Annotated in this window: 22 protein-coding genes; 9 read left to right on the top strand and 13 right to left on the bottom strand. The window is 72.5% G+C overall.

Annotated elements, in window-relative coordinates; all coding sequences use genetic code 11:
- The first annotated feature begins 40 nt into the window (after window positions 1-40).
- The 4 genes from D0D28_RS08775 to D0D28_RS08760 all read left to right on the top strand — a co-directional run bounded on the left by D0D28_RS08775 (window position 41) and on the right by D0D28_RS08760 (window position 5250).
- Window positions 41-1399: a DHA2 family efflux MFS transporter permease subunit gene (locus tag D0D28_RS08775; protein ID WP_116110300.1), complete on the top strand. Its 1359-nt coding sequence runs from the start codon at window positions 41-43 to the stop codon at window positions 1397-1399.
- 46 nt (window positions 1400-1445) lie between these two features.
- Window positions 1446-1895 carry a MarR family winged helix-turn-helix transcriptional regulator gene (locus D0D28_RS08770; RefSeq protein ID WP_116110299.1) on the top strand — a complete coding sequence of 150 codons (450 nt, stop codon included), beginning with the start codon at window positions 1446-1448 and terminating at the stop codon, window positions 1893-1895.
- Window positions 1892-3109 carry an MFS transporter gene (locus D0D28_RS08765; RefSeq protein ID WP_116110298.1) on the top strand — a complete coding sequence of 406 codons (1218 nt, stop codon included), beginning with the start codon at window positions 1892-1894 and terminating at the stop codon, window positions 3107-3109. The genes D0D28_RS08770 and D0D28_RS08765 overlap by 4 nt, the downstream gene beginning before the upstream one ends.
- 86 nt (window positions 3110-3195) lie before the next feature.
- Window positions 3196-5250 carry a PhoX family protein gene (locus tag D0D28_RS08760; RefSeq protein ID WP_116110297.1) on the top strand — a complete coding sequence of 685 codons (2055 nt, stop codon included), beginning with the start codon at window positions 3196-3198 and terminating at the stop codon, window positions 5248-5250.
- A gap of 153 nt (window positions 5251-5403) precedes the next feature.
- On the opposite strand, the gene D0D28_RS08750 is transcribed toward D0D28_RS08760, so the two are convergent.
- A complete protein-coding gene (locus D0D28_RS08750; RefSeq protein WP_116110296.1) occupies window positions 5404-6738 on the bottom strand; it encodes an MFS transporter in 1335 nt (444 codons plus the stop codon).
- A 38-nt stretch (window positions 6739-6776) separates the two neighbouring features.
- Window positions 6777-7775 carry a hypothetical protein gene (locus D0D28_RS08745; RefSeq protein ID WP_240323135.1) on the bottom strand — a complete coding sequence of 333 codons (999 nt, stop codon included), beginning with the start codon at window positions 7773-7775 and terminating at the stop codon, window positions 6777-6779.
- A 46-nt stretch (window positions 7776-7821) separates the two neighbouring features.
- Here D0D28_RS08745 and D0D28_RS08740 point away from each other — a divergent pair, with 46 nt between their 5' ends.
- A complete protein-coding gene (locus tag D0D28_RS08740) occupies window positions 7822-8505 on the top strand; it encodes an SDR family oxidoreductase (protein ID WP_116110294.1) in 684 nt (227 codons plus the stop codon).
- Here the strand turns inward: D0D28_RS08740 and D0D28_RS08735 are convergent.
- The 4 genes from D0D28_RS08735 to D0D28_RS08720 form a co-directional block, all read right to left on the bottom strand.
- Window positions 8502-8924 (bottom strand): hypothetical protein, encoded by a 423-nt coding sequence (locus tag D0D28_RS08735; RefSeq protein ID WP_116110293.1) that lies wholly within the window; start codon window positions 8922-8924, stop codon window positions 8502-8504. The genes D0D28_RS08740 and D0D28_RS08735 overlap by 4 nt on opposite strands.
- The gene (locus D0D28_RS08730; protein ID WP_116110292.1) at window positions 8921-10210 is read right to left on the bottom strand and encodes a putative T7SS-secreted protein; all 1290 of its coding nucleotides are present in this window, start codon (window positions 10208-10210) and stop codon (window positions 8921-8923) included. The genes D0D28_RS08735 and D0D28_RS08730 overlap by 4 nt, the downstream gene beginning before the upstream one ends.
- Complete coding sequence (locus tag D0D28_RS08725) at window positions 10207-10428, bottom strand: hypothetical protein (RefSeq protein ID WP_094003245.1); 222 nt, start codon at window positions 10426-10428, stop codon at window positions 10207-10209. The genes D0D28_RS08730 and D0D28_RS08725 overlap by 4 nt, the downstream gene beginning before the upstream one ends.
- A gap of 150 nt (window positions 10429-10578) precedes the next feature.
- Complete coding sequence (locus tag D0D28_RS08720) at window positions 10579-11127, bottom strand: TetR/AcrR family transcriptional regulator (RefSeq protein ID WP_116110291.1); 549 nt, start codon at window positions 11125-11127, stop codon at window positions 10579-10581.
- Window positions 11128-11207: 80 nt separating this feature from the next.
- Here D0D28_RS08720 and D0D28_RS08715 point away from each other — a divergent pair, with 80 nt between their 5' ends.
- Window positions 11208-12014 (top strand): NAD(P)H-binding protein, encoded by an 807-nt coding sequence (locus tag D0D28_RS08715; RefSeq protein ID WP_116110290.1) that lies wholly within the window; start codon window positions 11208-11210, stop codon window positions 12012-12014.
- 420 nt (window positions 12015-12434) lie between these two features.
- Here the strand turns inward: D0D28_RS08715 and D0D28_RS08710 are convergent, their stop codons facing one another.
- Together D0D28_RS08710 and D0D28_RS08705 are read right to left on the bottom strand one after the other, a co-directional pair.
- Window positions 12435-13739, bottom strand: a complete 1305-nt coding sequence (locus D0D28_RS08710) for an amidohydrolase family protein (protein WP_116110289.1) — start codon at window positions 13737-13739, stop codon at window positions 12435-12437.
- A 9-nt stretch (window positions 13740-13748) separates the two neighbouring features.
- Window positions 13749-14579: a helix-turn-helix domain-containing protein gene (locus D0D28_RS08705; RefSeq protein ID WP_094003241.1), complete on the bottom strand. Its 831-nt coding sequence runs from the start codon at window positions 14577-14579 to the stop codon at window positions 13749-13751.
- Between the two features lie 102 nt (window positions 14580-14681).
- Between D0D28_RS08705 and D0D28_RS08700 the strand changes: the two genes are divergently transcribed.
- Window positions 14682-15422 carry an SDR family NAD(P)-dependent oxidoreductase gene (locus D0D28_RS08700; RefSeq protein WP_116110288.1) on the top strand — a complete coding sequence of 247 codons (741 nt, stop codon included), beginning with the start codon at window positions 14682-14684 and terminating at the stop codon, window positions 15420-15422.
- A gap of 1 nt (window position 15423) precedes the next feature.
- Here the strand turns inward: D0D28_RS08700 and D0D28_RS08695 are convergent, their stop codons facing one another.
- From D0D28_RS08695 to D0D28_RS08685, 3 genes are read right to left on the bottom strand one after another with little or no spacing between them, the layout of a single operon-like run.
- Window positions 15424-15906, bottom strand: a complete 483-nt coding sequence (locus tag D0D28_RS08695) for a DUF3558 domain-containing protein (protein ID WP_094003239.1) — start codon at window positions 15904-15906, stop codon at window positions 15424-15426.
- A 26-nt stretch (window positions 15907-15932) separates the two neighbouring features.
- Entirely contained in the window at window positions 15933-16583 is a 651-nt protein-coding gene (locus tag D0D28_RS08690) for a response regulator (protein ID WP_094003238.1), read from the bottom strand.
- The gene (locus D0D28_RS08685; RefSeq protein ID WP_094003237.1) at window positions 16580-18292 is read right to left on the bottom strand and encodes a sensor histidine kinase; all 1713 of its coding nucleotides are present in this window, start codon (window positions 18290-18292) and stop codon (window positions 16580-16582) included. Before D0D28_RS08685 ends, D0D28_RS08690 begins: the two co-directional genes overlap by 4 nt.
- A gap of 134 nt (window positions 18293-18426) precedes the next feature.
- On the opposite strand from D0D28_RS08685, the gene D0D28_RS08680 reads away from it, so the two are divergent.
- Entirely contained in the window at window positions 18427-19119 is a 693-nt protein-coding gene (locus tag D0D28_RS08680) for an ABC transporter ATP-binding protein (RefSeq protein WP_094003236.1), read from the top strand.
- Window positions 19116-21332, top strand: coding sequence for an FtsX-like permease family protein (locus tag D0D28_RS08675; RefSeq protein WP_116110287.1), 2217 nt, complete (start codon window positions 19116-19118; stop codon window positions 21330-21332). Before D0D28_RS08680 ends, D0D28_RS08675 begins: the two co-directional genes overlap by 4 nt.
- 40 nt (window positions 21333-21372) lie before the next feature.
- Here the strand turns inward: D0D28_RS08675 and trmB are convergent, their stop codons facing one another.
- Both trmB and D0D28_RS08665 read right to left on the bottom strand, forming a co-directional pair.
- Entirely contained in the window at window positions 21373-22071 is a 699-nt protein-coding gene (gene trmB, locus D0D28_RS08670; RefSeq protein ID WP_094003234.1) for a tRNA (guanosine(46)-N7)-methyltransferase TrmB, read from the bottom strand.
- A 94-nt stretch (window positions 22072-22165) separates the two neighbouring features.
- Window positions 22166-22729 carry a hypothetical protein gene (locus D0D28_RS08665; protein WP_116110286.1) on the bottom strand — a complete coding sequence of 188 codons (564 nt, stop codon included), beginning with the start codon at window positions 22727-22729 and terminating at the stop codon, window positions 22166-22168.
- Window positions 22730-22741: the final 12 nt, after the last annotated feature.

Genomic DNA, 22741 nt, shown 5'->3' with positions numbered 1-22741 from the left:
CTGTTCGACAGTTCGGGATTATCGAACTATCGTCGGCGGCATGACGAAGATCGAGACTCCCGCCGTGAGCCGGGCGGCGTTGCTCGCGCTGGCCTGCCTCGGCCAGTTCATGGTGCTGCTGGACAGCACCATCGTCGGGGCCGCGCTGCCCGACATGCAGGAGCGCCTGCACGTCGGGCTCAGCGGGCTGCAGTGGATCGTGGACGCCTACGTGCTGCTGGTGGCCATGCTGTTGCTGTCCGGCGGGGTCTTCGCCGACCGGTTCGGCCGCAAGCGCGTGTTCCTGGCCGGTGTGGCGGTGTTCACGGTCGCGTCGGTGGTGTGCGCCCTCGCGCCGTCGATCGGCTGGCTGATCGCCGGGCGGGTGCTGCAGGGCGTCGGGGCCGCGGCGCTGAGCCCCGCGTCGCTGGCCCTGCTCAGCGCCGCGTACCCGGTTCCGGCCGAGCGGGTCCGGGCGATCGGGTTGTGGGCCGGGTTCAGCGGGATCGGCCTGGCCGCGGGACCGCTGGCAGGCGGCATCCTGGTCGAGGCCTTCTCCTGGCCGGCGATCTTCCTGGTGAACGTGCCCGTCGGCGCGGTCCTGCTGGTGGTCGGCATGCGGGTCCTGGGCGAGTCCCGCAACCCGGAGGCGCCGGCGATCGACGTGCCGGGCACGGTCCTGTCGGTCGTGGGCGTCGGCGCGCTGACCTACGGCCTGATCGAGGGCGGGTCGCGTGGCTGGACCTCGCCGGTGATCCTGGGCAGCTTCGCGGTCGCGGTGGTGGTGCTCGCCGGGTTCGTCGCCGTGGAAGCTCGCCGCGCGGCGCCGATGCTGCCGTTGCGGCTGTTCCGGGAACGGCTGTTCACGGTGTCGAACACGGCGATGGTCGTGGTGGGTTTCGCGCTGATGGGCTCGTCCTTCTTCTTCTCCCAGTTCTTCGTGCACGTCCAGGGCAGCTCGATCCTGGTGGCCGGGCTGCGGACGCTGCCCGCGACGCTCGGCATGGTGGTGGTGAGCCCGTTCGCCGGCCGGCTCGCCGCGCGGTACGGCTTCCGGGTGGTGGTCACCAGCGGCCTGGTGCTGGCCGGGCTGGGCCTGCTGGTGCTGGGTTTCGTGGACGCGGGCACCGGCTACGGCAACGTGTGGTGGCGGCTGGCGATGGTGGGCGTCGGGTTCGCCCTGGCCATGTCGCCGCTGACCGGGGCCGCGATCCAGGCGGTGAGCCCGCGGGAGGGCGGGCTGGCGTCCGCGATCAGCAGCACGACCCGGCAGATCGGGGCGGTGCTCGGGGTGGCGGTGCTGGGAGCGGTCGTCCAGACCGGGGCGGGGCTGGGCAGTGCCTTCGTGGTGGCCGGGGTGGTGACCCTGGTGGGCGCCGTGCTGACCGGACTGTGGCTGGTGAAGTCCGCGTCCCTGTGAGCCGATTAACTTAGACAACCTAAGCAATAACGCTTAGGCTAGCTAAGTGAATCCAGGAGTAGCAGAGCTCGCGCACGAGCTCCGCCCGCTGGTCTTCCGCCTCTACTACCTGGTCCGGCGGCTGACCCCGCGGCACCAGCTCACCCTGACCCAGGGCTCGGTGCTGAGCGAGCTGGTCCACGGCGGCCCGCGGCGGATGAGTGCGCTCGCCGAGCTGGAGGGCGTGCGTCAGCCGTCCATGACGGACCTGGTCCGCCGGCTGGAGCGGCTCGGCCTGGTCAGCAGGCGGCCCGATCCGGACGACCGGCGCGCGGTGCTGATCGAGGCGACCTCGTCCGGCGCGCGGTACATGACCGCGCTGATCACGGCCCGCGAGGAGTTCCTGCGCGAGCGCCTGACCGCCCTGGATCCAGCCGACCGCGACGCGATCGACGCGGCGCTGCCGGCCCTGCGGAGGCTCATCGATCCGGTCAAGAAGGAGGAACTGCTCTCATGAGCAGTCACAGTCACGGGAGCCTGCTGGACGCGCTGAAGGGCCAGCCCAAGCAGGTGTGGATCACGGCGTTCGCCGCGGTCATCGCGTTCATGGGGATCGGGCTGGTGGACCCGATCCTGCTGTCCATCGCCGAGGGGCTGCACGCCACGCCGTCCCAGGTGACGCTGCTGTTCTCGTCCTACCTCGGCGTCCAGGTGATCGCCATGCTGGTCACCGGCGCCGCCAGCGCGAAGTTCGGTCCGAAGCGGACGGTCCTGACCGGGCTGGCGCTGATCGTGGTCGCGACCGCGCTGTGCGCCGCGGCCGGGTCGATCGAGCAGCTGGTCGCGCTGCGCGCGGTGTGGGGCCTCGGCAACGCGTTCTTCATCGCCACCGCGCTGTCGGTGATCGTCGGCGCCGCCACCGGCGGGCAGGCCGGCGCGATCCTGCTCTACGAGGCCGCGCTCGGCGTCGGCCTCGCGGCCGGGCCGCTGCTCGGCGCCCTGCTCGGCAGCATCTCCTGGCGCGGCCCGTTCGTCGGCACCGCCGTGCTGATGGCCGCCGCCCTGGTGCTGTGCTCGATCTTCCTGGCCGGGGACAAGCACGAGAAGCGGGACCCGATCCGGCTGCTCGACCCGCTGTGCGCGCTGAAGCACGCCGGCCTGCTGCGCACCTCGATCGGCTCCGCGTTCTACACCGCCGCGTTCTTCACCGTGCTGGCCTGGACCCCGTTCGTGCTGGACTGGAGCGCGGTCGCGGTCGGGCTGATCTTCTGCGGCTGGGGCCTGTGCGTCGCGGTCGCCGGGGTGGTGCTCGCGCCGAAGCTGGCCGGCCGGCTCGGCGAGCGGCACGCGACCGTGGTGTCGGTGCTCGGCTACGCGGTGCTGATGGTGGTGCTCGTGGTGCCGAGCAAGCCGGTGATCGTGGTCGGCGTGATCGCCTCTGGGCTGGTCTCCGGCCTGCTGAACACCCTGTTCACCGGCACCGCGATGTCGATCAGCGACGCGCCCCGGCCGGTGGCCAGCGCGGGCTACAACTTCTGCCGCTGGCTCGGCGGCGCCGTGGCCGCCACCCTCGTCGGGCACGTCGCCGAGTGGCTCGGCTCGGAGCACGCCCCGTTCGTCATCGCCGCGATCCTGTGCGTGCTGGCCGGCGGGCTCCTCGCGATCCGGACGAACAGCGCGGATCCGCACCGGGTGCCGCGTGAGGCAGCTCTCGTCGGGGAAGAGCTTTGACTACCGTTCACCTGTAGTTTGAGGACACCTGGCCTCGGTCGCTTAACGTCACCAGCGTTTCCCCTGACTGAGTGACTGGAGACCAGGTGTCCTTCACCCCCGGGCGGCTGCTGCCCCTCCTTACCCACACGAGCGGCAGAGCCGCGACCACGTGCATCTACCGTTGTGGCAACCAGTGTGCTCACGAGGCGCCCAACGAGTCGTCGAACGAGTACTTCGGTGACGTCGTCAAGGGCATGTCCCGGCGCGGCGTCTTCAAGGCCAGTGCCGTCATGGCCGCCGCGGCGGGCGGGTTCGCCGCGCTCCACGCCGGTGCCACCGCCTCCGCCGCCGTGCCGCCCGCGCTGGCCGGCCACGGCAACCGCCCCGGCCGCCCCGTGCCCGGTACGGACTTCACGCCCGTCGCGCCGAACAAGGCCGACGCGGTCGTCATCCCGGACGGCTGGGAGCAGAACGTCGTGATCCGCTGGGGCGACCCGGTGGTCACCGGCGCGCCGAAGTTCGACATCGCCAAGCAGACCGCGGCCGCGCAGGCGAAGCAGTTCGGCTACAACAACGACTTCGTCGGGCTGATCCCGCAGGACCGGCAGGGCAAGCGCTTCCTGATGGTCGTGAACCACGAGTACACGACCGAGACGCAGATGTTCCCGGCCGGCCAGTACGACTCGGCCAACCCGACCGAGGAGCAGGTCAAGATCGGCTGGGCGGCCCACGGCCTGTCGGTCGTGCTCGTGGAGAAGCAGCGCGACGGCGGCCTGGAAGTCGTGCCGAGCCGCTACGGGCGCCGCATCACGCTGGACACGACGTTCGAGGTGCGTGGCCCGGCCGCCGGCTCGAAGTACCTGAAGACCTCCGCCGACCCGACCGGCACCAAGGTGCGCGGCACCCAGAACAACTGCGCCGGCGGCGTCACGCCGTGGGGCACGGTCCTGTCCGGCGAGGAGAACTTCCACCAGTACTTCGCCAACTCGGAGAAGGTCACCGACCCGGTGGAGCAGGCCCGGCTGACCCGCTACGGCATCGGCAAGGGCACCTCGACCCGCAAGTGGGAGCGCTTCGACAAGCGCTGGGACGTGCCGCGGGAGCCCAACGAGGTCAACCGGTTCGGCTGGGTCGTCGAGATCGACCCGAACGACCCGAACTCCACCCCGATCAAGCACACCGCGCTCGGCCGCTTCAAGCACGAGGCCGCCAACGTCAAGATCACCAAGGACGGCCGGGTCGCGGTCTACTCCGGCGACGACGAGCGCTTCGAGTACATCTACAAGTTCGTGTCGAAGGGCAAGTACAAGCCGGGCACCAGCGCCCACGCCCGCCGCCACAACTCGGCGCTGCTCGACGAGGGCACGCTGTACGTCGCGAAGTTCACCGGCGACAGCCCGGCGAGCCAGATCGACGGCACCGGCAAGCTGCCCGCGGACGGCGAGTTCGACGGCCGCGGCGAGTGGATCCCGCTGGCCAGCGGGGACAAGTCCTTCGTGGACGGGTTCACCGCCGAGGAGGTGTACGTCTTCACCCGCCAGGCCGCGGACAAGGCCGGCGCGACGAAGATGGACCGCCCCGAGGACATCGAGCCGAACCCGGTCAACGGCCGCATCTACGCCGCGCTGACCAACAACAGCGACCGCGGCGCGGCAGGCAAGGCCGGTGTGGACGAGGCGAACCCGCGCGTCGGCAACAAGAACGGCCACGTGCTGGAGTGGGAGGAGGACCGCGGCGACGCGGCCTCGACGACGTTCTCCTGGCGGCTGCTGCTGGTCTGCGGTGACCCGGCCACGGCCGACACCTACTTCGGCGGCTTCCCGAAGGACCAGGTCAGCCCGATCTCCTGCCCGGACAACGTGGCGTTCGACCCCTACGGCAACCTGTGGATCTCCACCGACGGCAACGCGCTGGGCATGAACGACGGCCTGTTCGCGGTGCCGGTCGACGGCCCGAACCGCGGCCAGGTCAAGCAGTTCCTCACGGTGCCGATCGGCGCGGAAACCTGCGGCCCCAACGTGACGAGCGACTTCGTCACGGTCGCGGTGCAGCACCCCGGCGAGGGCGGCACGGTGACGAACCCGCAGTCGCACTGGCCGGACGGCGGCAGCAACCTGCCCCGCCCGGCGGTGGTTTCGGTGTGGCGCAAGCGCCGCTGAAGGTGAGTTGACGGAGCCCCGGGGAACGCGCTTCCCCGGGGCTCCGTCATGCCGGCGCGAGTCCCACGCTCCCGCGCGCGAGTTCCACGTTCAGGCGCGCGAGTTCCACGCTCCGGCGCGCGAGTTCCACGCTCCCGCGCGCGAGTTCCACGTTCAGGGGAGCGAGTCGACCGCTTGAGTCCGGTCCGGCTTCGGCCGCGCGCCCAGCACCAACGCGACGCACGCCCCGGCGAGCATGCACAGCCCGACCACCCACAGGCCGGTCCGCTGCGATCCCGTCAGGTCCCGCAGCCAGCCCGTCACGTACGGCGCGGCGAAACCGGAGATGTTGCCCAGCGAGTTGATCAACGCGATGCCGCCGGCGGCCGCCGCGCCGGAGAGGAACGTCGAGGGCAGCGCCCAGAACGTCGGCAGCGCCGCGCACACCCCCACGGCGCAGATCGTCACCGCGACCATCGCCGCGTAGGGGTTGCCCAGGTACAGGGCGATCGGGATCGCCACGCCGCCGACGATCATCGGCAGCGCGACGTGCCACTTCCGCTCCCGCGTGCGGTCGCCGTGCCGCGCCCAGAACACCATCACCACCGCGGCGATCACGTACGGGATGGCCGTGACCAGACCGGCTTCCACGGTCGACAGCTTCGTCCCGAACTGCTGCCCGAACCCGGCGATGATCGTCGGCAGGAAGAACCCGAGCGCGTACAGGCCGTACGCGATCGCGAAGTACACGAAGGCCAGGCCGAGGATGCGCGGGTGGGTCAGCGCCTTGCGCAGCGGCCAGTGGTGCGCGGCCTCGGTCGCCTTGCGCTCGTTGTCCAGTTCGGTGGTCAGCCAGCGGCGCTCGTCCTCGGTGAGCCACTTCGCCTGCTCCGGCCGGTCGGTCAGGTAGAACCAGGTCACGAACGCGAGCAGGATCGCCGGGATGCCCTCGACGAGGAACATGAACCGCCAGCCGGACAGCCCGAACACCCCGTGCCCGTGCGCGATCAGCAGGCTGGACACGGTCGACCCGATCGCCGAGGACACCGGCACGGCGGCCATGAACAACGCGACCGCCTTGGCCCGCTGCGCCGCCGGGAACCAGTACGTCAGGTACAGGATGATGCCGGGGAAGAAGCCCGCCTCGGCGACGCCGAGCAGGAACCGCATGATCACCAGCGTCGTCGGGTTCGGCACGAACGCCAGCACCGTCGCGACGATCCCCCAGGTGACCATGATCCGCGCCAGCCACCGCCGCGCGCCGAACCGGTGCAGCGCGAGGTTGCTGGGCACCTCGAGCGTCAGGTAGCCGAGGAAGAAGATCCCGGAGGCGAACCCGAACGCGGTCGCGGACAGACCGAGTTCGGCGTTCATCCCGTTCGGCCCCGCGAAGCCGATGTTGACGCGGTCCAGGTAGTTCACGAAGTACAGCAGGGCCAGGAAGGGCATGATCCGCAGCGCGACCTTGCCCAGCACCCGGTCACCCTCGGCGATCGTCCTCGTCGACATCCCCGAATTGCATGCCACTTACGGGTGGTTCGTCAAGATCAATGCAGCACGTGCTCGATCACGTTGCGCGGGTACGGCGCCATCCGGGTTTCGGTGTGCAGGCGGAAGTAGAACGCGTTGACCACGGCGGCGACCGGGGCGTGCCGCTGGACGACGTCCGCCGCCGCGGGAGGCAGCGCGGGGAGGTCGCCGGTGCGGATGGCCTCGTTGCGCAGCCGGACGTCGGCGATGCCGCCCAGTTCGCGCACGATCCAGTTGACCAGGTGGGTGAGCACGTAGCTGCGGTCGTGGGTGGCGTGGTCGGCGAGGAAGCGCCGCTCGGCGCCGGTGAGGTCGAAGCGCGGGCTGGACGCCAGGCCGAAGTCGGTGAGGTAGAGCCGTTCGCCGTCGGTGAGGGTGTTGCCGAAGTGCGCGTCGAAGTGCCACAACCCGAGGCGGCTCATTGCCCGGGTGATCGCCGTCAGCTCCCGCTCGGCCATCCCGCACGCGCCCTCGTGCATCCAGGCGCGGAGGTCGTGCGGCATCCGTTCCAGGAACAGCACGAGGTCGGCCGGCGCCGCGGCGAGCGCCTCCAGCCGCCGCCGCACGCCCGGGTGGCCGTGCCAGAACGCGATCGACTCCTCCCGCTCGGCCGCGGTCACTTGCGGGCGCGGGCCGCCGCCGAGGACCCGCCAGTGGTGCAGCAGCAGGAAGTTCTCGCTGCCGCCCGCCAGCACGTCGTCGCTGGTCAGGACGTGCGCGGCCAGCTCACGCCAGGCGCCGCCGCCCGGGGAGCCGACCCCGTAGTGCGACCAGACCGGCAGGCCGAAGAGGTCGGCGGTCGAGCGCGGGTTCGCCAGCTCCACCTCGGTGACCGGCACCCGCTTCACGAACACCGGCACGCCCTCGACGTCGGCCAGCCAGGTCGTGCCGCCGATACCGGTGCCCAGCGGCCGGGCGCCGTCCAGTAACGCGGCCACGCTCGCATCGCCGAGCCGGGACAACGCCGTGGACACCCGCTCGTGACGGGCTCGCCTCGACGCGAGGGACTGCGACAACGGGATCTCCTCCAGCCGGCCGGGAACAACCGCCTAACGTAGGGGCATGCCGGAAAATCCCCTCGCTCTCGTCACCGGTGCCTCGCGCGGGATCGGTGCCGCTATCGCCCGTGCGCTCGCCCCCACCCACCGCGTGCTGCTCGCCGGCCGGGACGTCGACGCGCTCGGCGAGCAGGCCGCCGAGTCGGCGAACGCGGAGCCGTGGCCGGTGGACCTGAGCGACCTCGACGGCGTGCGCGCGGCGGTCGCCGGCATCGACCGGCTGGACGTGCTCGTCCACTCGGCCGGCACGGCCGAACTGGGCACCGTCGAGCAGTCCGCGCCCGCGGCGTGGCGGAAGAACTTCGAGGTCAACGTCGTCGCCGTGGCGGAGCTGACCCGCCTGCTGCTGCCTGCCCTGCGCGCCGCGAACGGGCACGTCGTGATCATCAACTCCGGTCAGGGCCTGTCCGCCCGCGCCGGCTGGGGCCCCTACGCGGCGAGCAAGCACGCGGTGCGCGCGTTCGCCGACGCGCTGCGCGAGGAGGAGCCGGGCATCCGGGTCACCTCGGTCTACCCGGGCCGGACCGACACGGAGATGCAGCAGGCGATCGTCGCGGGCGAGGGCAAGGAGTACGCCCCCACGCAGTACCTGCGGCCGGACTCGGTCGCCGCGGCGGTGCTCTCCGCGGTCACCGCGAGCCCCGACTCGCACGTCACCGACGTCACCGTCCGGCCCCGCCCGCGCTAGTCGTCGGGGCCGAGCGAGCCGACGAACTCGCGGAAGTCGCCGGCCAGCGCGTCGAACTCGGCCCGGGTGCAGGTCAGCACCGCGCGGACGACGGCGCGCTGGCCCGCCCCCTCGCCCATCGCGAGGTACACCTCGCTGCGCACGAACGTTTCGCCGCCGGCCGTGAACCGCAGCTCCTGCACGAAACCGTCGCCGCCGATCTCGTCGCCGCTGAGCACGGTCACCTCGGCGGCGGTCTCGCGCAGGTCCGCCGCGGACCCGGCGGCCACCTCGCGCAACGGCACCGCCGACGGCCACATCCCGCCGGTCAGCATGATCCCCGCGGTGTCCGACCGCACCGCGGCGAAGGCGGCGTCCCGAGCCGGCACGGGCTCCCAGCCGTCCGGCAGTCCGAAGTGGACGGAAACGGGCAGTGTCATCCGAACAACCCCTTGAGCGATTTGCCGACGTCCGCGACGTCCTCGCCGAAGTCCTTGATGCCTTCGCCGGCCGCCTCGATGCCGTTGCCGATCGCGTTCGTGGCCGACTTCGCGGTCTCGGCGACCTTGTGGCCGTCGACCTGCAGGTCGAACCCGAGCTCACCGCCGAGCCCGAGCGCCAGGCCGGCGTTGCCCTTGATGTGGAACTTGCCGTCCTCGCCCTCGCCGACGGTGAACCCGGCCTCCGCGCCGAGACCGGCCCAGCCCTCCGCGGTCCCGCCCGCGCCGACGCCACCGACGTCGACGGCGCCGCGCACGCTGCCGCGCGCCCCGGCGAACACCCCCGCCTTGGCCTCGACCACCTCCTTGGTGGCCTTGAGCCCGGCCCGGCCGCGGACGCCGAACATGGCCTCCGCCTTGCCGTCCAGGCCGAGGACGCCGTAGTCGACGCGGCCGGTCGCGGTGCTCTTGATGCCGTCGATGGTCTCCATCTCGAGGATGAGGCCCTTGTTGTTCAGCGCGGCCTGGAAGTTGGTCTCGATGCCGACCATCGTTTCGAGCCTGCCGGTGAGCGTGAGATCGCCCTTCCGCAGCTTGCCCTCGGCGACCTGGTGCAGCAGGTAAGCGTAGTAGCGGTAGCGGCCCAGCTTGCCGTGCTCGGGCGGGATGAACTTGTTGCCGTACTCCCACGTCTTGATCGACGAGCTGCCGGTGGCGTCCCAGCCGCTGGCGATCGCGTCGACGAGCCCGCCGATCGCGCTGCCCGCCGCGGCCTCGATCGTGCCGATGGCCCGCGCGGCTTCGGCGGCCTGGCGTGCGAGCTGTTCGCGGGCCCGGTCGAGCACCTCCCGCGCCTGCTCCTGGAGTTGCTCGCCCTGCTGCCGCAGCTGCTCGGCCTGCTGCACCGCTTCCTCCGCGGCGTCCTCGACGGCCTGCTCGGCGGCCCGGTCGAGGGCACGGCGGCCGGAGTCCCACAGCTCGATCGCCTCCTGGGCCTGTTCCTGGGCCCAGCGCAGCGTGTCGGCGTAGTGGTCGAGACCGCCCGCGGCGGCTGTCAGGCTGTCGGCCGCCTTCAGCCACTGCGGGGGCAGCCAGTCGACCAGCTCGCCGAACGCGTCGGCGGCCGCGCCCTGCCAGCCGGGGACGCTGAACCCGGCGAGTTTCGAGCCGACGCCGTCGAACTGTTTCGCCTGGTCGAGCAGGGTCCGCGCGTGCTCGACGATGGTTTCCGGTGATCCGGGGACCAGCGCGCGGGGGTCGTCGGTGGAGCCGAGCTCCGCGCTCACTGCCCGGCCCGCCGGATGGCGGCCTCGTTGTCGAGCTCCATCTCGCGGAACAGCGTGGCCGTGTCCAGCAGCGCGGTGCCCGTCAGGTCGACCCGTTCCCGCAGCACGCGCGCGGCGATCCGCGCCAGGCCGGCGAATTCGCCGAGCTTGCCCGCCAGGCCGGCGTCCCCGTAGACCTCCGCCGTCGGGACGATTCCGGCAAGCGCGGAATTGTCCAATTTGGTCAGTATGTCACCTATGTGACCTGCGGCTTTGCCGAGCCCTGCCGGCTCGGCGTCGAGAACTCCCCACACGTGCGCCGATGTAAGACACCGCGCGGGAACGTGAGGTGAACGAACGCGTGAGCGCCGGTTAACCGGTCGCGAAGATCATGATCGGCCGATCCCGCTGTGCAACGTTTTCACCACGGTGTCCACGATGCCGTGCCGGGGCACGCCGCACTGTTCGCCCTCGGTGTACCCGGTGTAGACCAGCGCCCACAGCACCCGCTGAATCCACTGTGGAGTGAGCGCCGGATCGAACACGCCGTCGGCCTGGCCGCGCTCGATGAGGGCGATCAGCGGGTCGTCCGGCGGTGGGCTCCCGTTCGGGTCGTGCTCGGCCAGCACCCGCGGGTCGCCGAACAGGAACACCAGCCGGTCCCCGACCGACAGCATCGCGGCGACCAGCCTGCGCATGGCGTCCAGCGCCGGGCCCTGGTCGATCGCCGCGTCACCGACGGCGGACTCGATGGCGGCCACGGAGTCCTCGATGGTGGCCTCGATCAGCGTGGCGCGGTCCGGGAAGTAGCGGTGCAGGGTGGTCCGGCCGACGCCGGCCGCGTCCGCGATCTCGGCGAGTTTCGCCTGGTAGTCGCGGCCCAGGACGGTCGCGGCGGCGTCGAGGATCGCGCTGCGGGTGCGGTCGCGGGTGCTCACCGGGACAAACTACCGCCTTGCCAAAATAGAGCATTTGAGTACTGTTGTGGAACATCGATGTTCCATTGCTGGGAGGGCTCATGCGGATACTGGTGACGGGCGCGACGGGCAACGTGGGCCGGCTGGTGGTCGATCAGCTGCTCGCCGCGGGAGCGACGCAGGTGCGGGCGCTGACCACGGACCCGGCCCGGGCGGCCCTGCCACCCGAGGTGGAGGTGGTCGAGGGTTACCTCGGCCGCGTCGAGACGCTGCCCCGCGCGCTGGCGGGCGTGGACCGGATGTACCTGGCGCCGCTGACGAAGACGGTGCGGGAGGTGACCGCGCTCGCCCGGGAGGCCGGGCTGGCGCGGATCGTCGACCTCGCCGGTCCCGAGGGCAGCTGGTGGTACGACATCGAGAAGGCGGTCGAGCAGTCCGGCATCCCGTGGACCCACCTGGAGGCGGGCGAGTTCATGACGAACACGACGGTCTGGGCGGAGCAGATCCGCGACCGGGGCGAGGTGCGCGAGGCGTACCCGCGGGCGGCGAACGCGCCGATCGCGCTGGAGGACATCGCGGCCGTCGCGGCGAAGGCCCTGCTGGAGGACGGCCACGAGCACGTGGCGTACGGGCTGACCGGGCCGGAGACGCTCACCCGCGCCGAGCTCGTGGCGCAGATCGGGCAGGCGCTGGGGCGGGAGATCCCGCTGGTGGAGGTCTCGCACGCGGAGGCGCTGGCCGAGCTGTCGGCGGTGATGGGCGCGGACAGCGCCGCCTGGTACCTGGACGGATGCGCGGAACTGGCCAGGGATCCGCAGCCGGCTTCGCCCACGGTGTCCCGCGTGCTGGGCCGCCCGGGGATGCGGTTCGCCGAGTGGGCGGTGGCCCACGCGGAGCTGTTCCGCTGACGGCGGTGCGGCGCCGGGCGTGGCGCGCACCGCCCGGCCCGCCTGCCGGCTGGCCCGGCCCGGTCAGGCCCGCAGCCGCGCGGCGGAGTCGCGCGCGGCGGGCGGTGGCGCCGCGCTCCGGGGACGGGGCCGAGCCTGCTCGCCGGCTGGCCGCTCGGGTGGCGGCGCGCCGGGCCGTGGCGCGGGTCGCCGACGGCCGCCCCGGTCGCGCGAAGCGGCAGTGCGGTCGCAAAGCGAACCGGCGAGCCCGCTCCGCGTGTCGTCCCGGTCAGCCGGGCGGCCGCCAGCCGCGGCCGGGTCCGCTAGGCCCGCAACCGGCCGGCTCGCCGGCTGGTCCAGCGTGGGCAAGGCCCGCAACCGGCTCGCTGGCTGGCCCAGTCCGGTCAGGCCCGCAACCGGCTCGCCGGCTGACCCCGTCCGCTAGGCCCGCAGCCGCGCGGCGGAGTCGCGCGCGGCGGATTGTGCCTTGCTCCGCTCGACCCGCACCGGCTCGCCGTCGGTGACCACCTGGTCGCCGGCCACCCACACGTCCCGCACCTGCCGGGAGCCCGACGCCCACACCAGGTTCGAGATCACCTGCTCGTCCGGCTCGTCCAGGCCGGTCGCGAACGCCGGGCCGTCCGGGTCGACGTGCACGAAGTCGGCCCAGCGGCCGGGCTCCAGCGCGCCCAGGTCGTCGCGGCCCAGTGCGTCCGCGCCGCCGCGGGTGGCCAGCAGCAGCGCGTCCTTCGCCCGCAGCGCGGTCGAGTCCTTCGTGGACAGCCGGGCCAGCATCGCCGACAGCTGGACCTCCTCCCACAGGTCGAGGTCGTCGTTGCTGGCCGGGCCGTCCGTGCCGAGCCCGACCGCCACCGCGGCCGCCCGCAGGTCCGTCAGCCGCGCGATCCCCGACGCCAGCTTCGCGTTCGACCCCGGGCAGTGCGCCACCCCGGTCCCGCGCGCCGCGAACAACGCGATGTCCTCATCGGACAGATGCACCGCGTGCGCGGCGAGCACCCGCCCGCGCAACATGCCGATCTCCTCCAGCAGCCGCGGCACCGAACCGAACTCCGCGCGCTGCCGGGCGTCCTCGTCCGCCGCCTCGGCGACGTGGATCGCCGCCCGCGCGCCCCGCGCCGCCGCCGACTCGGTCACCTTCCGCAGCGCCTCGACCGGCAGCATGTACGCCGAATGCGCCGCGTACGACAACTCGATCCGCTCACCCGGGCCGAACCGCAGGCCGTCGGTGTCGATCCAGCGGTCCGTCACCTCGATCATGCGCCGCCAGTCGACGCCGGGCAGGTCGATGATCGGCCCGCCGAGCACCGCCCGCGCCCCGGTCTCCAGCACCGCCTCGGCCATCTGCTCGGCGTAGAAGTACATCTCCGCGCTGGTCGTCACCCCGTGCCGGAGCATCTCCACCGACCCGAGCAGCATCCCGGCGCGCACGTCCTCGGCCCGCAGCTTCGCCTCGGCCGGCCAGATGATCTCGTGCAGCCAGCGCAGCAGCGGCAGGTCCCCGCCCATGCCGCGCAGCAGCGTCATCGGGCTGTGCGCGTGCGCGTTGATCAGGCCGGGCAGCAGGATCCCGGTCAGGTGGGTGGACGGCAGATCGCCGGGTGCTTCGGCGGCGGAACCGCAGAACGCGATCCGCCCGTCGTCGCCGACGCCGACCGCGGCGTCGCGGATGACGGAGCAGTCCGGATCGCAGGGCAGGACGACGGGGGCGCGAAAACGATGCGGCATCCTGGGATTCTAGGTCGCGCGCCGGGAGGTCGCGGCGAGCGACCCGAGCAGGGCGAGCGCCTCGCTGCTCGGCGAGCCCGGTTCGGCGTGGTAGACCACCAGCTCCTGCCCCGGACTGGACCGCACGTCGAAGGTCTGCATGGTCAGCGTCAGCGGGCCGACCTCGCGGTGCACGAACTCCTTGTGCGCCAGGCTCTTGCCACGCGCGTCGTGATCGGTCCACATCGCGGCGAACTCGGGACTGCGCTCCAGCAGCTCGGCGAGGACCTGCCGGACCCGCGGGTCGTCCGGGTTCTTGCCGTAGCCGAGCCGGAAACCGGCGACCGAGTTGCGTGCGACCTCGTGCCAGTCCCGGTAGAACGTGCGCGCCGCCGGGTCGGTGAACACGACGTGCATCAGGTTGCGCGAATGGGCCCAGTCGTGGAAGAGCGCGTCGGCGATGGCGTTGGAGGCGAGCACGTCGTAGGCGAGGTTGTAGACGATCGCGGGGTTGTCCGGCCAGGCGCTCATCAGCTGCAGCAGGCTCGGATCGACCCGGGCGGGCACCGCGGTGAGCCGGGTGCGGGGGCTGAGCCCGGCGAGGCGGAACAGGTGCTCGCGGCCGTCCTCGGCGAGGCGGAGCGCGGCCGCCAGCGCGTCGACCACCTGCGCCGACGGGGTGCGCTCGCGGCCCTGTTCCAGGCGCACGTAGTAGTCGACGCTGACGCCGGCCAGCAACGCCACCTCCTCGCGGCGCAGACCGGGCACCCGGCGCTGCCCGGTGCTGGGGAGGTTGACCTCGTCCGGGCGCACCTGGGACCGCCGGGCGATGAGGAACTCGCCGAGTTCGGACCGTGCCATACCGCGATCGTAAGCCGGTCGCGGCGGCGCTACCTGGGTGCAGCGCTCCCAGGAAGACCGCGCCCTGCCACGTCCCGGCCGGTCGGGGCCACCGTCGGGAGCATGAACAAACTGGATCTCACCGGACGGGTCGCCGTCGTCACCGGTGCCGCCCGCGGCATCGGCCGTGCCTGCGCCGAACTGCTGCGGGCGCGGGGCGCCCGCCTCGTCGTCACCGACCTGCGGGATTCGGTGCGCGACCTGGCCGCCGACGACGTGGCCGTGCTGACCGGCGACCTCACCGACGAGGAGCTGGCCCGCGCGACGATGCGGCTGGCGGTGGAGCGGTTCGGCCGGCTGGACGTGCTGGTGAACAACGCCGGCCGGACGCTGAACAAGCCGATCACCGAGACCAGCGTGGCCGACTTCGAGGCGATCCTGCGGGTCAACGCGCGCGGGAACTTCGTGCAGGCGCGGGAGGCGTTCCGGGTGATGGCGGCCGCGGGCGGCGGCTCGATCGTCTCGATCGCGTCGGTGTCGTCGGTGGTCGCGTTCGAGACGCAGACCGCCTACGCTGCGTCGAAGGGCGCGCTGGCCCAGATGACCCGCGTGCTGGCGATCGAAGGCGGGCCGGCCGGCATCCGCTCGAACGCCGTCCTGCCGGGCGTCATCGACACCGACATCATGGACGGCGTGGTCGACAACGGTCGCGAGATGCTCGCCTCGTTCGGCCCGGCCCACCCGATCGGCCGCATCGGCCACCCCGGCGAGGTCGCCGAAGCGGTCGCGTTCCTGGCCTCCGACGCGGCGAGCTTCATCACCGGCGCCCTGCTCCCCGTGGACGGCGGCTGGACGGCGCAGTGAGTCACCGCGGCAGCAGCGGTTCCAGGCTCGTCGCCAGGTCTTCCGCCGCGGCGCACGCTTCGTCCTGCAGATCGCCGGAGAGCAACACGACGGTCGCCGAGGCGCGGGCGTGTTCGGTCACGACGAGCACGACCTCGCACGTCCCGGGGCCGGTGAACTGGCCGATCAGCGCCTTCCGGCCGTTGACGTCGAACGGTGTCCCCGGGGGGTCCGCGCGCTCCGGATCCAGCGCGATGCTCACGCTGCCGTAACCGGGTTTGGTCGCGCCGCACTCGTTCCGGACGCCGATCCGCTGCCCTGGCGTGAACCCCTGCCCCGCGAGCAACTGGTCGAGCAGGGTGCACGCGTTCAGCGCGTCCAGCGGGGTGGGCGCCTCACTCGTGGTGCGCGGCGCCGGCGTCGGCCTGCCGCTGACCGTGGTCGAGCAGGCGGTGAGACCGGTTGTCACGACGACCGCGGCCACCAGCGCCGCACTGCGCTTCATGGTCGCAAAGCCTGCACCCTGCGCGGCTAGTCCATCAACCCGCTGCGCCACGCCCAGGCCGCGACCTCGACGCGGTTGCGTGCCCCGACCTTGCCCTGCACCGCGGCCAGGTGCGTTTTCACCGTGGACAGGGACATGTACAGCTCGGCGCCGATCTCGGTGTTCGTCAGGCCCCGCGCCGCCGCCTTGACCACGTCCAGCTCACGCGCGGTCAGCGGTTCCTTCGGCGGCTGCGCCGACCGCCGGGCGGACGCGCCTTCGAAGTGCTTCAGCAGCCGCACCGTCACCTGCGGCGACACCAGCGCGTCCCCGCGGTGGGCGGCCCGGATCGCCTCGATCAGCAGCGCCGGGCCGGCGTCCTTGAGCAGGAAGCCGCTCGCGCCGTTGCGCAGCGCCGTGTGCACGTACTCGTCGAGGTCGAACGTGGTCACCACGACCACCTTCAGCGGTTCGGCCACGTCCGGCCCGGCCAGCCGGCGCGTCACCTCCAGCCCGTCCAGCCCGGGCATCCGGATGTCCAGCAGGCACACGTCCGGCCGCAGCTCGCGCGCCTTCGTCACCGCCGACACGCCGTCCTCGACGTCGGCGACCACCTCGATGTCGTCCTGCGCGTCGAGGATCATCCGGAACCCCATCCGCACCATGCTCTGGTCGTCGGCGATCAGTACGCGAATCAAGCTTCTTCCTCCACCGGCAACCACGCCTCCACCACCCAGCCCCCGTCCGGTGCCGGGCCCGCGGTGAGCCGGCCGTGCAGCAGCTCGACCCGCTCGCGCATCCCGATCAGACCGTATCCCCCCGATCCGCCGGCCGGCCGTGCCGCCACCTGGCGGCCGTCGTCGGCCACCCGGATGTGCAGTTCGCCGCCGCGGACCTCGGCCAGCAGGCACGCCCGCGTCGCGCCGGCCGCGTGCTTGCCGATGTTCGTCAGCGACTCCTGGACCAGCCGCAGCGCCGACCGCGCCACCTCCTGCGGCAGGTCCGCGGGCACCCGCACGTCCGCCTCGACCGGGACCCCGTGGTGCCCGGACTCCACCAGCCGCCGCAGGTCCGCGTCCAGGTCCATGGTGGCCTGGTCGGTGACCGCGTCCGCGCCCGCGCGCATGCTGCCCACCAGCCGACGCATCGCGGTCATCGCCTCGGTGCCCGCGGCCTCGATGCGTTCGATGACCTCCAGCGCGACCTTCGGGTTCTGGTCGGCGATCACCTTCGCCGCCTGCGCCTGCACGATGATGCCGGTGACGTGGTGCGCCACCAGGTCGTGCAGTTCCCGCGCCAGCGCCATCCGCTCGGAGTTCTGCGCGTCGGCGACCGCGGCCTCGACCACCTTGCGCCGCTCGGAGTCGCGCGCCCGGAGGTACAGCCCGCCGGCCACCGAGATGCCCAGCACGAGCACCGCGGCGATGACGACGTCCCGCAGGTCGGCCATGGTCATCCGGCCGCGGCCACTGGCCAGGTTCGTCAGCGTGGTGAACGCGACCCCGGCCGACATCAGCGTGATCGCGCCCCACGCCCGCTTCGGCTCGACCGACCGGACCAGCAGGACCACGACGATGATCCCGGCGACGATCTCGGTGAACGGCAGCGCGCCGTAGCCCAGCTGGTACTGCCACGGCGCGACCCACAGCGCCGCCGACGTGGCGAAGATGATCCCGGCGAGCAGCAGCGCCGCGGGCAGCGGACGCCGGGTCGCGTACACGGTCATGGCGGCCGCGGCCAGCGAGCAGATCAGCGCGGGCAGCGCGCGGATGCCGCCGTCCAGCAGCTGGTACAGCTCCAGGAACACGGGCAGGCTGAGCCCGCCGATCAGCGGCCACTGCTCGCGCACCAGGTCGCGCGCCGGGCTCTCCTTGCGCGGGGCCTGGCCGCGCCGGAAGTGCAGCCCGGCCAGCACCGCGGCGACCAGCAGCACCATCCCGAGCAGCAGCGTCTCGCCCATCCCGCGGTCGTCCGAGCCGTTGCGGTAGCCGGCCGCGAACAACCCGGCGAGCACCAGCGTGCCGGTGCCGACGACCGACTCCGCCCACCGCACCCGGCGGACGCAGAAGAACACCAGCTCCAGCCCGGCGACGGTCTCGCTCAGCGACACGTTGCTCAGCAGCGTGGTGTAGGCCGCCGCGTCGGTCTCCCGGATCAGGAACGTCGAGGCGAACAGCGTCGCCGCACCGGCGAACACGGCGACCGCGGGCCGGGTCCGCGCCCACAGCGCGCACGCGCCCAGCGCGATCATCCCGGGCAGCAGCAGGAGGTCACGGCCGTGTGGCCCGACCGAGTCCACACTGGCCGGCAGCACGACGGCCAGATCGCACAGGAAGGCGGCGACCAGCAGAACGCCTTCGAGCCCCAGCCATCGCCAGGCCGAGGTGACGCGATCGGAGAACGGCACAACCGAACGGTAGCGGCTGGGCGAGCTCACGCACCTTGGCCGCCCGGCCACCCCGGATCGGCCGATCGGCCGATCCGGGCACCCCGCCCGGCCTGTGAACCTGCTGTGCGGGAACACCGAAAGGGGATACGTTCATGACTCCACAAGGGAGCGTCGTGCTGTCCGGGCGGGGGCTCGTCAAGCGGTACGGCGAGCAGGTCGCGCTGGCCGGGGTGGACATCGACATCCACGCCGGGGAGGCGCTCGCGGTCGTCGGCCCGTCCGGATCGGGCAAGACGTCGCTGCTGCACGTGCTGGCCGGGATCCTGCGGCCGGACGGCGGCGAGATCACGCTGAACGGTCAGCGCATCGAGCAGCTGTCCGAAACCAAGCGCAGCGAGCTGCGGCGCACCGAGTTCGGGTTCGTGTTCCAGCAGGGAATGCTGGTCGCCGAACTGTCCGCCGAGGAGAACGTGGCGCTGCCGATGCTGCTCGGGGGCGCCAAGCGCCGCGAGGCGATCGGCGCGGCGCGGGAGTGGCTGGGCCGGCTCGGGCTGCGCGGCCGGGAGGGATCCCGCCCCGGTGAGCTGTCCGGCGGGCAGGCGCAGCGCGTGGCGATCGCCCGCGCGCTCACCCACCGGCCGAAGGTGATCTTCGCCGACGAGCCGACCGGCGCGCTGGACACCCGCACCGGCAAGGACACCATGGACGCCCTGCTGGCCGCGGCCTCGGACGCGGGCACCTCGGTGGTCATCGTGACGCACGACGTGGAACTGGCCGCGTCGCTGCCGCGCACGGTGACCATCCGGGACGGGCGGATCGCGGAGCAGGTGGGGGTGCTTTCGTGAGCCCGGTCCAGCTGGCGTTCAAGGTGCTGCGGGCCGACCGCCGGACCCGGACCGCCACCCTGCTCACCGCGGTGGGGGTCGCGGTGGCCACGGGTCTGGTGCTCCTGCTGCTGAGCCTGCCCTACGCCACGCAGGCCCGCGCCGAGCGCGCGGTGTGGCAGGAGGCGTACGGCTCGCGTGTTGACGGCGCCCCGACCCTGTCGATCGCGACCAGCACCGACTTCTTCGACGGCAGGCAGATCGACCGGGTCGACGTGGCCCAGCTCGGCGGCGGGGTGAGCTTGCCGGCCGGGGTGCCGAAGTTCCCGGCGCCGGGTGAGGTGCTGGTGTCGCCGGAGCTGTTCCAGGCGATGCACCGGATCCCGGCGTCGCAACTGGCCGACCGGTTCCCCGGCAAGGTGGTCGGCACCCTCGGCGAGGACGCCCTGCGGTTCCCGGACCAGCTCGTCGCGCTCGTCGGGCACACGCCGGAGACGATGCCGGTGACCGCGAACCAGCGGACCGGGTTCGTCCCGTCTTCCGACGCGCGGGTGGACGAGCTGCTGACCCTGCTGGCCGGGGTCGGTGTCGTGGTGCTGCTGGTGCCGAGCCTGGTGCTGGTGGCCTCCTCGGCGCGGCTGATCGCGGCCAGGCGGGAGCAGCGGCTGGCCGCCCTGCGGCTGGCGGGGGCGACGCCGGGGCAGGTCGTGTCGATCACCGCGGCCGAAACCGGGATCGCCGCGGTCGCGGGTGCGTTGATCGGCTGGGCGATCAGCCCGCTGCTGTGGTCGCTGGCCCGGCTCGTGCCGTGGGACGGCGGCACCTGGCTGGCCGGGGACTTCCGCGTGCCGCTCGGGCTCACCGTGCTGGTGATGGTCGCCGTGCCGGCGCTGGTGCTGCTGGCCGCCGTGTTCGGGGACCGGCGCGTGGTGAGCAACCCGGTGGGGGCGGTCGTGCAGCACACGCCGAAACCGCTGCGGTGGTGGCGCCTGCTCTCGCTGCCCGCGACGGCGTTGTTCTTCTTCTTCGCCATCGAGAAGGGCGACGACGTCAACCTGGTCCTGCTCGGGCTCGGGCTGATGATCGCCTCGGCGATGCTGGTCGGGCCGTACGTCACCGCGGTGATCGGCGGGTTCTTCGTGAGCCGGTGGCGCAGGCCGTCCGCGCTGCTGGACGGGCTGCCGCTGCGCAACGACCCGCGCGGCGCCTACCGCGCCTCGGCCGGGGTCGTGCTCGCCGTGTTCACCGGGTCGATGGCGCTGACGCTGATGCCCAGCTTCGACGCGATGACCGGCGGCGGCGGGACGTTCCGGGACTCGGTGCTGTCGATGGACGCCTACGGTGAGCGGTCCGCCGCGATCACCGGCCAGGCCAACGCCACGCTCGCGCGCTACAACCTGCCGGCCCGCGCGGTGTCGATGCCCCAGGTGACGCTGAAGTCGGTGAACGGGTCCAGCTACTCGGGCGTGGTCGTGTCCTGCGCCGACGGCATCAAGCTCTACCGCCTCTCGGCCACCTGCACCGGGCCAGGGATCTACAGCACCCACGAGCTGGACCTGGGCGGCTTCCAGGTGTCCGGCACCTACGAAGCCCCTGGCGTGCCGTTCGCGCCGGGCACCACGGTCAAGCCGATGGTGCAGACCGACGACGACGGGTACGCGCCGGTGCTGATCGACCCGGCGGTGATGCCGGCCGGGATCGTGTCGGAGTACGCGCGGATCGCCGTCGACACCACCCCAGCCGACCGGGAGATGGTGCGGACCGCGCTGGTCGGCGCGGCCGGTGGGGAGAGCGTGTACAGCCGGGAGCTGTACCTGGACGAGCAGCGCAGCCAGCTGGACGACCTGCGCCGCGTCACGGTCATCGGGGTGACGGTCGCGGCGATCCTGGCCGGGTGCAGCGCGGCGATCGCGACCGCCGGATCGGTGATGGACCGCCGCCGCACGTTCGGGGCGCTGATGGCGGCCGGCACGCCGACCCGGCTGCTGGCCAGGGCGCTGCGGATGGAGGCCGCACTGCCCGCGCTCGTCGCCACGATCGGATCCGGGGTGCTGGGAATGATCGCCGGGCTCGGGTTGTTCTCGATCATTCAGGAATCCCGGGCCGCCTCGGCGGTGATCAGCCCGTGGCTGGCCGCGCCGGTGGTGCTCGGGTTCGCCGTGGCCGTGCTCGCCGCGTCGGTCTGCACGCCGGCCCTGAACCGGGTGCGCGCGGAACCGCTGGCCGACGAATGAGCAAGTCCGGCCGCCCCTTCGTCGGGGGAGGGGCGGCCGGTCAGCCCACGCGTTCGAAGATCAGGTCCCGGCTGATCCGGCCCTCCTGGTCGGCCCGCTGCTCGAACTTCGTCACCGGACGCCAGCCCGGCCGCGGCGCCCAGTCGTCGAACCGGTTGCGCAACGCGGGCTCGGCCGAGCACACCTCGAGCATCTGCTCGGCGTAGTGCTCCCAGTCGGTGGCCAGGTGCAGGATCCCGCCCGGCGCGAGCCGCGAGGCGACCAGCTTCACGAAGTCCGGCTGCACCAGGCGGCGCTTGTGGTGGCGCTTCTTCGGCCACGGGTCGGGGAAGAAGATCCGCACACCGGACAGCGAGTCCGGCGCGATGTGCTCGGTCAGCGCGACCACCGCGTCGCCGTGCAGCAGGCGCAGGTTCGCCAGGCCGAGCCGTTCGGCACGCAGCATCAGCTGCCCGAGACCCGCCTCGTACACCTCGACGGCGACGTAGTTGACCTCCGGCTCGGCGGCCGCGAGCTGCGCGGTGGTCTCCCCCATGCCGGATCCGATCTCCAGCAGTACCGGCGCCGGGCGGCCGAACCACTCGGCGAAGTCGATCGGACCGGGCGGCAGCTCGGCCACCTTGCGCCCGATGTCCGCCCACTGGCGTTCCCAGGCACGCTGCTGGCCGACCGTCATCCGGCCGCCACGCTGCACGTAGCTGACGACACTCCGCAGGCGGGGTTGGTGCTCGCTCTCCACCCGCCCAAGTTACTTGTCGCAGGGGGAACGGCTTGCTTGGCGGTGCGGTTAGCGGTGCCGGGTGCAGGCGGCACCGCTACTTGTGGAACCGCCGTCAGCGGACGGCCTCGAACTCCCCCAAGCGGGACCGCAGGCCACCGACCCCGGCGACCGCGATCGGTGACGGCGCGCTGCCCGTGTGCGCCGGCAACACGTCGATCCACCCGTCGTGGCGGCTCGTGTTGAGGATCGTGGTGGGGATCTTGTGCCCGGAGCGGCCGTTCTCCGACGGCATGAACTCCCAGTAACCGGACTCGCCGTCGGCGGCCCACGGCACGTACTCCCAGCCCGGGCGGCGGGACAGCAGCTGTGCGATCCGGTCCTCGATGCGGAAACCGGTCGCCCGCGAGTCCAGCCTGCCCTCCGCCAGGGCCCGCAGCCACCACGGCGCCGGGATCATCCCGCCCCGGGCGCTCACCGCGCGGAACAACGCGAGCACTTCCTCCTCGGCGGCGCGATGGATCCACGCCCGCCGGATCTCGGCCGGTCTGGTCGCGGTGGCCGCGATCCGGGGCAGCTCCACGGCCTGCGACCACTCGAGCGCGTCGAGCGGTTCCAGAGCGGGCGGATACGCAGCGGTGCGCGGGGCGGCGATTTCGGCATCAACATCCACCGTCAAGGGTCACCTCCG

Source organism: Amycolatopsis ruanii (assembly GCF_003385175.1).
GTDB lineage: Bacteria > Actinomycetota > Actinomycetes > Mycobacteriales > Pseudonocardiaceae > Amycolatopsis_E > Amycolatopsis_E thermalba.
This window is presented reverse-complemented; position numbering and strand designations above follow the sequence as displayed.